Source organism: Wenzhouxiangella sp. 15190, assembly GCF_003417465.1.
GTDB lineage: Bacteria > Pseudomonadota > Gammaproteobacteria > Xanthomonadales > Wenzhouxiangellaceae > Wenzhouxiangella.
In genome coordinates this window covers 131,722-145,977 of sequence record NZ_QVMV01000020.1, presented here as the reverse complement: position 1 = coordinate 145,977, position 14,256 = coordinate 131,722, and the positions used below count along the sequence as shown (strand labels likewise).

Here is a 14,256-nt window from a genome sequence, read left to right as displayed (position 1 = left end):
CTTTCTGTCCTGTCGAGATTCGGATGAATTCATGTCCGTCACGATTTATCACAATCCACGCTGTTCCAAAAGTCGGCAGACCCTGGCGCTGATTCGCGACCGCGGCATCGAGCCGGAGATCGTCGAGTATCTCAAACAACCGCCAACGCCCGATGAGCTCAAGCGTATCATCCATCAACTCGGTGTCCCCGTGCGCGATATCATCCGCTCGGGCGAAGCCGAGTACAAGGATCTGGGCCTGGCCGAAGCGTCTCTCGACGACGAGACGCTGATTGAATCGGTCTGTACTCACCCGAAACTGCTCCAGCGACCCATCGTCGTGCATGGGCAGCAGGCCAGAATCGGTCGTCCACCCGAAGCCGTCGAAGCGATACTGCCGTGACCGAAATCCTGGTTCTGTTCTATTCGCTCCACGGCAACACCCGCGACATGGCGCGCGAGATCGCGCGCGGCGTAGAGTCGGTGGATGGCTGCCAGGCGCGGCTGCGCACCGTGCCTTCCGTTTCCCCGGCCGACGAAACCGCCCGGGAGATCGACACCGGCGGGCCGGCCCGGGTCAGCCGCGAGGACCTGGCCGAATGCCACGGACTGGCCCTGGGCAGTCCGACACGCTTTGGAAACATGGCCTCGGCGCTCAAGTACTTCCTCGACAGCACCGGGAGCGAGTGGTTTTCCGGCACGCTGGTCGGCAAACCCGCCGGCGTGTTCACCTCCACGGCCACGCTCCACGGCGGTCAGGAGTCGACACTTCTGAGCATGATGGTGCCGCTATTGCATCACGGCATGGTACTCGTCGGCCTGCCCTACACGCTGCCGGAACTCAGCCGTACGAGCGGCGGTGGGACGCCTTACGGACCCAGTCATGTGGCCGGCACCGATTCCGACCGCGCACTCGACGACGACGAACGCCGTCTTTGCCGCGCCCTGGGCCGCCGCCTGGCCGAGGTAGCCGCACGACTCGGGGCACGGGCCTGATGGGTCCGGGCGCCTGCCGCTGGTCTCTGGTCGGACTGATCGTGCTTCAGCCGGTCTGGTTCGGCTGGCTGGCACCGCCGGAACTGATGCCGGCCTGGATGGCCATCGCGATCATGGGCCTGCCCCTGTTAATCGCCCTGCCCTTCGTTTGGCGCCTGAACAAAGCGGCCCTGGTGGTGGCCGGCTGCATACTGCTGGTGCACTTCTGCCTGGCCGTCTCCGAGGCCTGGGTCAATCCGGCCGCGCGCTTGCCGGCCATGATCCAGGTCGTGCTCATCGGCATGTACTTCACGGCGATCTCCGCGATTCGCTTCGGGCGAGGGCAGGCGCGCTGAGTCCGACCGGTCACGAACGTCAGGGCGTCATTTCGCGCTCAAGCCGGGCCAGCCGTTCCAGGCCGTAGTCGATTTCCGGCGCGCGTTGCCCCTGTTCACGCAGCGACTCGGGGAGATTCATCCAGGCCCGGCGCAGACGTTCGGCCCGATCCAGCCCCAGGCCCGGTATGCGGCTGGCGACGACACCATCATCACGCAATCGACGAACACGGTCGCGTGTGATCAAACCCTGTGTACCAGCCAGCATCGCACGGACCGGCGCGTGCTGGCGGATGATGCGCGGATAGTGCAACTCGAGTACGCGGCGAAGCAGGGCCGCGGTATCGACCACGCGAGCCATCGCAAGCGCCAGCTGAGATTCGTCTCCCGCTTGCGGTGGATTGATCAGTGGTGCAAGCAACTGCCGCTCGCGCTGCGCGCGAAGTTCGGCCAGCCGCGCCTGAACGGCCACCTCCATGTCGGCCGGGTCAGCGGTCTCGATCTCGGTCACGCGCCGGACCGTGACGAACCAGTCACGCCACTCGGCACCCTGATTCCAGTTGGCCAGCAGTTTGGTCTCCGGCGTGGTCGGTGTGCTGGCGAAATAGGTCAGCCGATTGGGAACCAGGCCCGGATGACCCTGGGGTAGCTCGCTCGCCACGGCCTTGCCGACCTGCTCGACCGGACAATCCTGCGCGAGAATGCTTTCGCTCTCGGCGGCGAACAGATAGTGGCTGGTTTCGCTGTCTGTCAGGCGGTAGCGAAACACCGTCCGGTCTTTCTCATCGCTCCGGAAAGTGCCGACCAGGTCGAAACTCAGGCGGCCGAAGTAGTTTGCAACCCGGCTCGCCCGCCTGCGAGCGGGCTCCATGGCGCGTTCCACCCAGCGGACCTGGTCGTAACACAGCCGCAGCTCGCCCATGCCGACCTGATCGGCCAGAAGGAAAGCATTGGGAAACAACCCCAGCACGGCCCGGCTGGCCGGCAACTCGACGCGGGCGCCGCAGGTGTTGGCTTCCGGGCATGGCCCGATGGTAAGACCCTGCGGCCGGTATGCCGTGACCTGGTCGGCGGTACCGTCGAGATCGATGTCGGCCCCCGGGCGCGTATTGGCCTCGTAGAAATCCGCTCTCGCCTCACTGATCAGACGGTCGACCTCACCGAGCGCAGCGCGGTGTCGGGTCAGCAGGCGAATCACCGGATCACGACGACGCCCCCCCCGACCGGTAATGCAGTCGATCCATTCGACGTTGGCAGTTGCCTGCTGGCGCATTTGCCCGGCGAGTCCATCGACGGTATCGCGCCAGGCGCCGCCGGTGAAAAATACCGGCCGCTGCGACACCCAGCGCACCAGATGATCGACCAGCAGTGACCACTCGAGCACGTTGACCCATCCAGGCGGCTGGCACTGCGCTTCGAGCAGCCAGTTGAAGTGCCCATCGAGATAGGCTGCGCGCTGCCAGCTCACCAGGCCGAATTCACGGCGCAGGAATTCCGCGGCAAACGGCCCCTGGGCTTCACCGACCAGTTCTTCGCTGACCAGTTCGCTCGTGAGCATTTCCTCGAGATTACGGGCACAGCGTTCGAAAACCTCTCGCGGCAACGGCCCGACCAGGAGGGGATCGGGGTTGCAGTTGGCAATGACCCGTCGCACCCGCTCTCGAACCGGCTGATCCAGGTAGAAAGCCAGATCCGGAGCGAACAGCGCCAGACGAGCATAGGTATCGGCCAACTCGACAAGTGCCGACTGGGTGGCCTGGTCGGGCGAGGCCAGATAGTCGGCGGCATCGCCGAGCATGGCCAGTATGACGGGCAGGTCCATATCGACCAGGCGCACGGCCTCTTCCCGGCCTGTCTCGATCGATTCGAGCCAGTCCGACCATTCGGCGGCCATGGTGCTGGGCGAACCATCGTGCTGGGTCAGCCTGGCCAGCCCTTCAAACGTGAACCACACGCTGTCGAGCAATCGCCCTGCCTGCCAGGCCTGACGAGCCTCGGCACGCAAAATGGCATCCCGTATCGGAAGGCGCTCGGCCGTTGCATCAACCGCAGACAAATCCCGCACGCGCCCGGCCTGCTCGCGTGCGTGCGAAACGGCCGTTTCGGCCCCGGCTTCGCCGATGCCGTCGAACTCCTCGAGCAAGGGTCGCCAGTAGTCGGTGAGCGAAGTCCGATCTTCTTCCCCCAGGACCTCGGCCACGCGGTCCCAGATTCCCTTGGCACGGTAGGCAGCGACAACCCGCATCCGGGCCAGCTCGCCGGCGATTTGCTCGCGCTCGAGCAATTCGGCCACGCCGGCCAGTTCGGGTTCGGGAAAGCTTGCATCCGACTGGCCGAGATTGAACTCGCGCTGGCGAACCAGCCAGGCCATCAATCCATCCATCAGCGAGACCTGCACCGGTCCCGTGCGCCCGATCGCGGGCTGAAGCCGCAACGCGATCGCTTCGACAGCCTGTGGCCATTCGCTCGGCTCCCCGCCACGCTCGAGCCAGGCCGCCGCGGCCAGCGTCCTGTTTCGGGCCTGATCGGCAGTCGCCGGATGCCAGTGCAGGGCCAGCACATTCTCGGGCACCGGTTGTGCGGGCGCAGGTACGCTGAAGATCAGCAGCGCCAATGTGAATCCCAGGCAAACGCTCGTCGGGCCGTATCTCATGGCCGCTATACTACTCGATGGCTTGCGTCATTCGCGCATTCACCCACAGCACGCAAAGAACCATCGGAAAATCGCCTTGAAGAAACTCAACATCCTCACGACCGGCGGCACGATCGACAAGATCTACTACGACGACAAATCCGACTACCAGATCGGCGAACCGGAGATCGGGCGCATTCTCGAGGCCATGAATGTTGCGTTCGACTGGGAAATTCGCGCACTGATGCGCAAGGACTCGCTCAACATGTCCGAGGCCGATCGCGACCTGGTGCGTCAGGCGGTGATGACCAGCACCGACGGCCACTACCTGATCACCCACGGCACCGACACCATGGTCGAGACGGCCGCGACCTTGGGAGACGTGGGCGATCGCGTCATTGTCCTGACCGGCGCACTCAACCCCGCGCGCTTCATCGACTCGGATGCCGTATTCAATATCGGCTGCGCCGTCGGGGCGGTCCAGGCCCTGCCGCCAGGCGTGTGGATCGTCATGAACGGTCGCATCTGGGACCCGAAGACCGTGCGCAAGAACCGCTCGGAGAATCGCTTCGAGGCGATTTAAATCCTTACCTTGCCCTGCCTGACGAACGGCGGCTTGACCACGCGGGCGGTGAGCCTGCGGCCGCGCAACTCGACTTCGACCTCGTCGAACTCGCCGGCGGGAATGCGCGCCAGGGCGACCGGACACTGGGTCGTGGGACCGAACACCCCACTGGTCACCTGCCCTTCGCCAGCCGCCGTATGCACCGTGGCGCCGCTGCGGGGAATGCCGCCGCGGCCCAGCACCAGGCCGACGAGTTGTCTGGGTACGCCATCTTCCTTCTGCTTTTCCAGCGGCGCGCGACCGATGAAGTCACGGTCGTCCGGCTCGAATGCGACCGTCCAGCCCAGATTGGACTCCAGCGGCGTGGTCGTGGTGTCCATGTCCTGACCGTAGAGGTTGAGCCCGGCTTCCAGGCGAAGACTGTCGCGTGCGCCCAGGCCGCAGGGCTGCACCCCGGCATTGAGCAGCGCCTTCCAGAATCCTTCGGCCTCGCTGGTGGGCAGCAGCACTTCGAACCCGTCTTCGCCGGTATAGCCGGTCCGGGCGATGAAGTAGTCGCCGTGAGTCGTCGCACGGAACGGCTTGAGCGATTCGGCATGGGTGGCGCCGAGCACGTCGATCACCTTCTCACGCGCTTCGGGGCCCTGGACCGCAACCATCGCCAGGTCGTCACGCTCGCTGATTTCGACGTCGAAATCCGCCGCGGCTCGGCGCATCCAGGCAAGATCGTTTTCGCGCGTGGCTGCATTGACCACGGTTCGATAGAAGTCGTCGTCGAGCCAGTAAGTGATCAGGTCATCGATCACCCCGCCCTTCTCATTAAGCATGCAGCCATAGAGCGCCTGACCCTTTTCCTTTAGCTTGGCGACATCGTTGGCCAACAGGTGGCGGAGATAGTTCCGGGCTCCGCTGCCGCGGATATCCACCACGGTCATGTGCGAGACATCGAACATGCCGGCGGCTTCGCGCACGGCCCTGTGTTCTTCCATTTGTGAGCCGTAGTGGATGGGCAATTCCCAGCCGGCGAAGTCGACCATCTTGCCGCCGGCATCGACGTGCGCGGCGTGAAGCGGGGTTTTCGAACTCATTTCAATACAGTGTCTGTGGTGCGAATCAAGCCGTCATTATATCGCCCGCACACGCCCCGACCGAATCAGCACGGCGACCGGAATGGCGCCCAGCAGCACGAGTATGAGGGCCGGCACGGCAGCCATCTCCCACTGGCCTTCGGCCGTGAGTTCATAGATGCGCACCGCCAGCGTTTCCCAGCCGAACGGGCGGAGCATCAACGTCGCGGGCATTTCCTTGGCGACCTCGACCAGCGCCAGCAGAAAGGCCGTGATCAGACCCGGCCACAACAGGGGCAGGTTGACACGCCACAGGCGATACCACCGCGGCACGCCCAGGCTGCGCGCGACCTCCACGTACTGGGGCCGTATCCGTCCAGCAACGCTGTCCAGCGGCCCCCAGGCGACCCGCAGAAAGCGGATCAGGTAGGCGATGACCAGTGCGGCCATTCCGCCGGCCAGCGCGGTACCGGCGATGCGATCGAACTGCAGAAACGCCAGCATGATGGCCACCGCCAGCACGGTGCCGGGAATGGCATAGCCCAGGGCCGCCACCTCGCCGAGCAGCTGCTGGCGCTTGGAAGTCCGATTGGTCGCCGCCAGCAGCAGGATGCCGCCCACGACCACCGCCATGGCGCCAGAAAACCCCAGCGCCATCGTGTTGGCCACGACACGCACGAGTCGGGTATCGAGCAGACCGGACATCTGTGGCCAGGCCCAGACCAGCAACTGGATGAGCGGCAACACGACACCGACCAGGAGCACCGCGAGCTGCAACGCGGTCGCGAACCAGCCGCGTGCACCGACCAGCCGGATTCGATGACCGGTGGGCCGCCGTTCAGCCTGGCTCACGCGGCTGCTGCGGCTGAGGCGTTCAACGCCCAGCAGCAGAAAAACGAACAGCATCAGGATGGAGGCCAACTGGACCGCGGCGGTGAGATTGAACATGCCCAGCCAGGTTCGGTAGATGGCCGTTGTAAAGGTATCGAATCCGTAGATCGAGACGGCGCCGAAATCGGCCAGGGTCTCCATCAATGCCAACGCCAGTCCGGCGACGACCGCCGGGCGCGCCATGGGCAGGCTGATGCGGAAAAAGGTACGGACCGGACCCTGGCCGAGACTGCGCGAGGCCTCGAAGGCGGCCAGACCGCCGCCGAGAAAAGCCGCGCGAGCCAGCAGGTACACGTACGGATAGAAGGCCAGCACCAGGATGAACAGTACGCCACCGGGCCGGCTGATCGCCTCCAACAGGGCGGGCGAGGAACCGAACCAGTCGCGCCAGAGCGTCTGGACGGGCCCGGTATAGTCGAGCATGCCCAGGTAGATGAAGGCCAGCACATAGGTGGGAAAGGCCAGCGGCAGCACCAGCAGGGGGTCGAGAATTCGGCGCAGGGGGTATTCGCAGCACGCCGACAGCCAGGCCAGACCGACACCGAGCACGGCCACGCCGAGGCCGACGACGACCATCATCAACCCGGTGTGAGCGATCAGCCGGGGCAACAGGTAATTGGACAGGTGCTGCCAGATCTCGGGCTGGGGCTGGACCCAGCTGGTCAGCAGCATCAGCAGCGGGATGCCGACCAGCAAAAGCAGCGGACCGATCAGCCAGCGCCGATCGGCCCGCGGCCAAAGCCGTTGATAAATCGCCTCAGCGGTAGCCGGCACGGTCCATCAGGCGCACGGCCTGGGCCTGGCGCTCACCGGCAATCTGCAAGGGCGTGTCGTCGGCACGGAACTCGCCCCACTCCTTCACGATGCCGCGCGGCTCGACGTTCGGGTTGACCGGAAACTCCAGGTTGTTCTGCGCGAATTCGGCCTGGGCTTCGGGCGAGGCCAGCCACTCTAGCAATGCCCGCGCGGCTTCCGGCCGCGGTGCATGGCGGGTCACACCGGCACCGGAGACATTCACGTGGGTACCGGTGGTCTCCTGGTTGGCCCAGAACAGCGTGACCGGATAATCCGCGTCCTCGACCAGCTTGCGGCCCAGGTAGTAGCTATTGACGATGCCGACATCGCACTGCCCGGCCTCGATCGCCTCGATCAGGCGGGTGTCGGACGAGAACGGTTCGGTGGCCAGGTTGTCGACCCAGCCGCGTACGATCTCCTCGGTGTTCGCTTCGCCGTGCTGCTCGATGAGCATGGCGACCAGCGACTGGTTATAGACCTTCTGGGAGGTACGCAGGCACAGGCGTCCGTCCCACGCCTCCCCAGCCAGGGCTTCATAGGTGGAAAGCGCTTCGGCGTCGACGCGCTCGGGGTGATAAACGATGGTGCGCGCACGTACCGACAGTCCGAACCATCGGCCCTGGTCGTCGCGCAGGGCCTTGGGCACCGCGGCGTTCAGCGATTCCGAGTCGATCGGCAGAAGCAGCCCGCGCTCGGCCGCGTGCCAGAGATTGCCGGCATCGACGGTCATGAACACATCGGCCACGGTTTCACTGCCCTCGGCGTCAAGACGCTCGATCAATGCAGCTTCGTTATCGTTGATGTAGTCGACGTCAATGCCAGTCTGCTCGGTATAGCGATTGAACAGGGGCTCGATCAAGTGCGGCTGGCGTGAAGTGTAGACGACCAATCGGGCCGGTTCGGCCGCGGCCGGCTCCGCGGTTTCCAGCGATTCGTCTTCGACCGATTCCGAAGCAGCGGTTTCGGGTGTGCTTGTGTCGGAGGATTCAGGGCCACAGGCGGTCACAAGGGCCAGCAGCAGTGCCGAAAGCAGAATACGCATGGGTCGGATTCACTCGATTGCGAAAAGGATCGTCAATTTTACTGATAACGATTTGCATTTACAACAATATGCTCACCCGGGCAGTTTAGTGGCTCACATCCGCTTTCACTTGATGCTGGTCAAAAATGAACCCACCAGGGCTCAATCCTGCTCACGACCCTCCTCGAGCAGGCGGCGATCCTCGCTGAACAGTTCCTCCAACTCCTCGCGGCTCTTGCGTTCGATGCGCGCCAGACGTTTCTGGTCGCCCCGATGCTGGATCTGCTCGCGCAATGTGGCTTCGTCGTGTTCGGCAAAAAGATCGACGTAGCGATCGGCCTTGCGTACACCGACGGCACGCAGCGCGTCGCGGGCCATGGCCAGGCTCGACAGCCAGGTCTCGCGAATCACCTCGTCGACGCCCAGAGCCATCAGTTCCATGGCGTGGTCGCGGTTTCGGGCACGGGCCACGATCTTCAGATCCGGAAAATGCCGACGCACCATCTGCGCGGTCTGAATCGATCGCTCGGGGTTGGAAATGGTGAGGATGAACAACTGGGCCTTCCCCGCACCCGCGGCCCGAAGTACGTCAAGTCGATTGGCATCGCCGTAGAAGATCTTGTGCCCGAATTTACGTACGAACTCGACGTGCTCGGGATTGTTGTCCAGCGCGGTGAAGTGAATGCCCAGCATCGACAGGTTGCGCCCGACAATCTGGCCGACACGCCCGAATCCGGCAATGATCACGCGCGGCTCGCCGTGATCGTCCGGAATACGATCGGGCTCCGGCTGGGGTTCGGAGCCGGACAGCCAGGGATGGAGCCACTTCTCGTTGATCAAGTACATCAGCGGCGTGAGCGCCATCGAGATGGTGACGGCCACGATCAGGGGATCGACCTGGTTGGCGGTCATCACCCCCTCGTTGACCGCCACGGCGAACAGGATGAAGGCGAACTCGCCGGCCTGCGGCAGCGCCATGGCCAGTGCGACAGTCGATGTGCGGTTCAGCCGTGCGATGCGCCCGACAAGCAGCAGGGCCAGGAACTTGACCGCCATGATCACCCCCACCAGTGCAAGGATGACCAGCGGCGAGGCCAACACCCGGCCGAAGTCGATCGACATGCCCACAGCGATAAAGAACAGTCCCAGTAACAGGCCCTTGAACGGATCGATGGCGGCTTCGATCTCGTGACGGTACTCCGAGTCGGCCAGCAAGACGCCGGCCAGGAAAGCACCCAGCGCCATACTCAGTCCCGCATAGTCGGCCAGCACGGCGGTACCCAACACCACCAGCAAGGCCATGGCCACGAACACTTCGGGCACGCCGGTCGCGGCAATGGCGCGCAGGGTCGGACGCAGCAGGAAACGCCCGGCCAGGATCAGACCGACGATGACAGCGGTCGCCTGCAACAGCCCGAACAGAATGGAGCCGTCGACATCGGTCTCGACTTCACCGCCGGCGAACAAGGGAATAATGGCCAGAAGCGGTATGACGGCAATGTCCTGCATCAGCAGGATGCCGAAAGCCTGGCGGCCGTGGGGCGCGCCCAGCTGCTTTTTCTCCGCCAGAATCTGCACGCCCATGGCGGTCGACGACAACGACAGGACGACGGCGATCAGCAGTCCGATACCCCAGCTGCCGGCCCACCAGGTCGCCAACGGCCAAAGCAGCAGGGTCGTCATCAGGATCTGCATCGATCCAACGACGAAAACCACGTGGCGCAACACCCTCAGCCGGGAAGGCTTGAGCTCCAGGCCGATCAGGAACAGCAGCAGCACCACGCCGAGTTCGGAGAAATGCAGGATGGTCCCGACCTCGTCGATCAGGCCGAGCACCCACGGGCCGATGAGGACACCGGCCGCAAGAAAACCCAGCACGGCACCCAGACCCGCCCAACGGGCCAGCGGCACCATGACCACCGCAGCGGCGAGGAAGATGATCACCTCGGCCAGCATGCTCACGCCGGCCGCCCCCGGTTCAACTCATTGCGATCAGTCGAGAAAGCGCGCAAAGACATGCCGCCCATCATAGCTTGCGGCATCGCCCAGTCGCGTATTGATACGCAGCAGCTGATTGTACTTGGCCACGCGATCCGAACGGCAAAGCGAACCGGTCTTGATCTGCCCGGCATCACTAGCCACGGCGAGGTCGGCGATGGTCACATCCTCGGTCTCGCCCGAGCGATGCGAGATGATGGTGCCGAAACCGGCATTGCGCGCCATGGCGATGGCATCGAGCGTTTCCGACAACGTGCCGATCTGGTTGGGCTTGACCAGGATGGCGTTGGCGATGTGCTCATCGATGCCGCGCTGCAGGATGGCCGTGTTGGTCACGAACAGATCGTCGCCGACCAGTTGCACCTTGCCCCCGATACCCTGGGTCAGCTCCGCCCAGCCGTCCCAGTCGTCCTCGCTCATGCCATCCTCGATCGAAATGATCGGATAGCGATCCACCATGCCGGCCAGGTAGTCGACGAACTCGGTGCTGTCGAAGGCCCGGCCTTCGGCATCGAGCACGTACTGCCCGTCCCGGTAGAACTCGCTCGAGGCCACATCCAGGGCCAGGTAGATGTCCTTGCCGGGCTCGTAGCCGGCCTCGGTGATGGCCGTCATCAACAGCTCGAGCGCGGCCTCGTTGGAACTGAGATCGGGCGCGAAACCGCCCTCGTCGCCGACCGCCGTATTGAGCCCGCGCTGGCGCAGGATGCCCTTGAGGGCATGAAACACCTCCGTGCCGGCCTGCAGGGCGCTCGGGAAGTCCGGCAGCCCCACGGGCATGATCATGAATTCCTGGATATCGACGCGGTTGTCGGCATGCGCGCCGCCGTTGAGGATGTTCATCATCGGCACCGGCAGGCTCGCCTTCTGGCCGGAGTTGGCGAGCAGGGACTCCCACAGCGACTGGCCCTGCGCGGCGGCCGCGGCGTGGGCGACCGCCAGGGAGACACCCAGCAATGCGTTGGCGCCCAGGCGCGACTTGTTCTCGCTGCCGTCGAGCTCGATCAGCTTCTTGTCGATGCCGGCCTGGTCGGTGACCTCCATGCCCTTGATCGCGTCGGCAATCTCGCCGTTGACGCTGGCAACGGCATTTCGCACGCCCTTACCGCCATAGCGCTTGTCGCCGTCACGCAGCTCGACCGCTTCCCGCGCACCCGTCGAAGCGCCCGAGGGCACCGCCGCCCGGCCGACATGGCCACCTTCCACCGTGACTTCCGCCTCCAGCGTGGGATTGCCGCGGGAATCGAGAATCTCTATTGCGTTGATTTGGGTGATTTTCATGTAAAAACCTTTAATTCAATGGTCCACAGATGAACACAGATGCACACAGATGAAGAACAAGCAATGGGGTGATCAGAGTTATCCGTGGCCGAGTCATGCACACACCTCTGGTGTCGCCCATGACGCTTAAAAGAGGATTTTTTCTATCTGTGTTTATCTGTGTTCATCTGTGGACAATTATTTTTTAATGGAAGCCTGCTTCACCACCCGATCGATGGCGACCAGCTGCTCGAGCAGACCTTCCATGTCGGACAGGTGCATTGAGTTGGGACCATCGCACAGGGCTTCTTCGGGTTTCGGGTGCGTTTCGCAGAAGATGCCGGCCACGCCGGCGCCCACCGCGGCGCGGGCCAGCACGGGGATGAATTCGCGCATGCCGCCGGAGGACTCGCCCTGCCCGCCCGGCAGTTGCACCGAATGGGTGGCGTCGAAGACCACCGGGCAGCCGGTTTCGCGCATGATCGCCAGCGAGCGCATGTCAACCACCAGGTTGTTGTAGCCGAACATGTAGCCGCGCTCGCAGACCATCAGCTGGTCATTACCGGTCTCGCGCGCCTTCTCGACGACCTTGCTCATCTCCCAGGGTGAGAGGAACTGGCCTTTTTTGATGTTGACCGGCCTGCCGGCGCGGGCGACGTTCTGGATGAAATTGGTCTGCCGGCACAAGAAGGCCGGCGTCTGCAGCACGTCGGCCACGGCGGCGACCTCGTCGATCGGCGTGTCCTCGTGCACGTCGGTGATCACCGACACACCGATCTGCGACTGGACCGCCTGGAGAATCTTCAGTCCCGCCTCCAGCCCGGGCCCGCGGTAACTCTTCACCGAGGTCCGATTGGCCTTGTCGAAGGAACCCTTGAATACGTACGGAACGCCCAGGCGCTGGGTGACTTCCTTGAGATGCCCGGCCACCTCCAGGCACATCGCCTCCGACTCCAGCGTGTCGGGACCGGCAATCAGAAACAGCGGCTGGTCGAGCCCGACTTCGTGACCGGCGAGCTTCATGCCTCGATCGCTCTGGGCGGCTTGCCGCTTGCTTTTTCCTGTTGCGCCAACGCGGCCCGGATGAAGCCGGAGAACAGCGGATGCCCGTCACGCGGGGTCGATGTGAATTCGGGGTGGAACTGGCAGCCCACGAACCAGGGATGATCCGGCAACTCGATCATCTCGACGAGCATGTCGTCGACCGAAAAACCGACCAGCTTCATGCCGCCTTCGATCACTTGCTCGCGATAGGCGTTGTTGAACTCGTAGCGATGGCGATGCCGTTCGACAATCTCGTCTGCACCATAGAGCTTGCGCGCCAGCGAACCCGAAACCAGCTTGCAGCGCTGCGCGCCCAGGCGCATGCTTCCACCGAGATCGACGTTCTCATCACGCAGCTCGCGCCGCCCCTTCTCGTCGAGCCACTCGGTAATCAGGCCGATGATCGGGTGCTTCGCATCCGGCTCGAACTCGGTGGAGTTGGCACCCTCGAGCCCGCAGACGTTACGGGCGTACTCGACCACCGCCGCCTGCAGGCCCAGGCAGATGCCGAGGTAGGGAATGCCGTTCTCGCGCGCGTAGCGGATCGCGGAAATCTTGCCCTCGAAGCCGCGCTGGCCGAAGCCCCCCGGCACCAGGACGGCGTCGGCATCTTCGAGAACGCCGACACCACTGGATTCGATCTCCTCGGATTCGACCGGCTTGATCTTCACTTTAACCCACTCCTCGAAGCCGCCGGCCAGCAGGGCCTCGTTGAGCGACTTGTAGGCATCGGCGTGCTCGACATACTTGCCGACGATCGCCACGGTCACTTCGTACTTCGGCCGGGCCTGGCGCTCGACCACTTCTTCCCAATCGGACAGATCCGGCGACGAGGCCTTGATGCCCAGACGATCGAGCACGATGCGATCGAGCCCCTGGCGGTGGTAGAACAGCGGAATCTTGTAGATCGAATCGACGTCCACGGCCGAGATGACGGCCTCATAGGAGACGTTGGTAAACAGCGCGATCTTCTTGCGCTCCTCGTCGGAGAGCATGCGCTCACAACGACACAGCAGCACGTCGGGCTGGATGCCGATCGAGCGCAGCTCCTTGACCGAATGCTGCGTCGGCTTGGTCTTGATCTCGTTGGCGGCCTTGAGATACGGCACCAGGGTCAGGTGCATGAAGATTGCCTGACGACCGTACTCGCTGCCGAGTTGGCGGATGGCCTCGAGAAAGGGCAGCGATTCGATGTCGCCGACCGTGCCGCCGATCTCGATCAGGGCCACGTCATAGCCTTCCACGGCCTGGTTGACCGAGTCCTTGATCTCGTCGGTGATGTGCGGGATGACCTGCACGGTCTTGCCCAGGTAGTCACCGCGGCGCTCCTTGGCGATGACGTTGGCGTAGATCTTCCCCGTGGTGAAGTTGTTGCGCTGGGTCATGCGCGTGCGCACGAAGCGCTCGTAATGGCCCAGGTCCAGGTCAGTCTCGGCGCCGTCCTCGGTGACGAACACCTCGCCGTGCTGGAACGGGCTCATCGTGCCCGGATCGACGTTGATATAGGGATCGAGTTTCAGCAGCGTCACGCGCAACCCCCGGGCTTCCAGGATGGAGCCCAGCGAGGCGGCTGAAATGCCTTTGCCCAGCGATGAAACGACACCGCCGGTAACGAAAATAAGAGAGGTCATGCCCGGACATCCATGCTGCAGTGAATCCGGGAGAGCATTGTAACCCATATCGGGCGGAAAACC

The 14,256-nt window shown here is 63.8% G+C and carries 12 protein-coding genes; 4 read left to right on the top strand and 8 right to left on the bottom strand.

Going from position 1 to position 14,256, the window contains the following annotated elements:
* Nucleotides 1-31 precede the first annotated feature (31 nt).
* From arsC to DZK26_RS05400, 3 genes are read left to right on the top strand one after another with little or no spacing between them, the layout of a single operon-like run.
* The gene (gene arsC / locus DZK26_RS05410; protein WP_116898422.1) at nt 32-382 is read left to right on the top strand and encodes an arsenate reductase (glutaredoxin); all 351 of its coding nucleotides are present in this window, start codon (nt 32-34) and stop codon (nt 380-382) included.
* Nucleotides 379-975 (top strand): NAD(P)H:quinone oxidoreductase, encoded by a 597-nt coding sequence (wrbA, locus tag DZK26_RS05405; protein ID WP_116898423.1) that lies wholly within the window; start codon nt 379-381, stop codon nt 973-975. The genes arsC and wrbA overlap by 4 nt, the downstream gene beginning before the upstream one ends.
* On the top strand, nt 975-1,310 hold the full coding sequence (locus DZK26_RS05400) for a DUF2069 domain-containing protein (protein WP_116898424.1): 336 nt from the start codon (nt 975-977) through the stop codon (nt 1,308-1,310). The genes wrbA and DZK26_RS05400 overlap by 1 nt, the downstream gene beginning before the upstream one ends.
* 19 nt (nt 1,311-1,329) lie before the next feature.
* On the opposite strand, the gene DZK26_RS05395 is transcribed toward DZK26_RS05400, so the two are convergent.
* Nucleotides 1,330-3,942: a hypothetical protein gene (locus DZK26_RS05395; protein ID WP_147306666.1), complete on the bottom strand. Its 2,613-nt coding sequence runs from the start codon at nt 3,940-3,942 to the stop codon at nt 1,330-1,332.
* 76 nt (nt 3,943-4,018) lie between these two features.
* Here DZK26_RS05395 and DZK26_RS05390 point away from each other — a divergent pair, with 76 nt between their 5' ends.
* The gene (locus tag DZK26_RS05390; RefSeq protein ID WP_116898426.1) at nt 4,019-4,504 is read left to right on the top strand and encodes an asparaginase domain-containing protein; all 486 of its coding nucleotides are present in this window, start codon (nt 4,019-4,021) and stop codon (nt 4,502-4,504) included.
* Here the strand turns inward: DZK26_RS05390 and gcvT are convergent.
* From gcvT to DZK26_RS05355, 7 genes are all read right to left on the bottom strand, one after another.
* Nucleotides 4,501-5,574 (bottom strand): glycine cleavage system aminomethyltransferase GcvT, encoded by a 1,074-nt coding sequence (gcvT, locus tag DZK26_RS05385; RefSeq protein WP_116898427.1) that lies wholly within the window; start codon nt 5,572-5,574, stop codon nt 4,501-4,503. The genes DZK26_RS05390 and gcvT overlap by 4 nt on opposite strands.
* Before the next feature lie 36 nt (nt 5,575-5,610).
* The gene (locus DZK26_RS05380; RefSeq protein ID WP_220337170.1) at nt 5,611-7,218 is read right to left on the bottom strand and encodes an iron ABC transporter permease; all 1,608 of its coding nucleotides are present in this window, start codon (nt 7,216-7,218) and stop codon (nt 5,611-5,613) included.
* Entirely contained in the window at nt 7,202-8,281 is a 1,080-nt protein-coding gene (locus DZK26_RS05375; protein WP_116898428.1) for an extracellular solute-binding protein, read from the bottom strand. The genes DZK26_RS05380 and DZK26_RS05375 overlap by 17 nt, the downstream gene beginning before the upstream one ends.
* 141 nt (nt 8,282-8,422) lie before the next feature.
* Nucleotides 8,423-10,216: a monovalent cation:proton antiporter-2 (CPA2) family protein gene (locus DZK26_RS05370; RefSeq protein ID WP_258870878.1), complete on the bottom strand. Its 1,794-nt coding sequence runs from the start codon at nt 10,214-10,216 to the stop codon at nt 8,423-8,425.
* A gap of 36 nt (nt 10,217-10,252) precedes the next feature.
* On the bottom strand, nt 10,253-11,539 hold the full coding sequence (gene eno / locus DZK26_RS05365) for a phosphopyruvate hydratase (RefSeq protein ID WP_116898430.1): 1,287 nt from the start codon (nt 11,537-11,539) through the stop codon (nt 10,253-10,255).
* A 177-nt stretch (nt 11,540-11,716) separates the two neighbouring features.
* Nucleotides 11,717-12,541, bottom strand: coding sequence for a 3-deoxy-8-phosphooctulonate synthase (kdsA, locus tag DZK26_RS05360; protein ID WP_116898431.1), 825 nt, complete (start codon nt 12,539-12,541; stop codon nt 11,717-11,719).
* A complete protein-coding gene (locus DZK26_RS05355; protein ID WP_116898432.1) occupies nt 12,538-14,193 on the bottom strand; it encodes a CTP synthase in 1,656 nt (551 codons plus the stop codon). Before DZK26_RS05355 ends, kdsA begins: the two co-directional genes overlap by 4 nt.
* Nucleotides 14,194-14,256 lie beyond the last annotated feature (63 nt).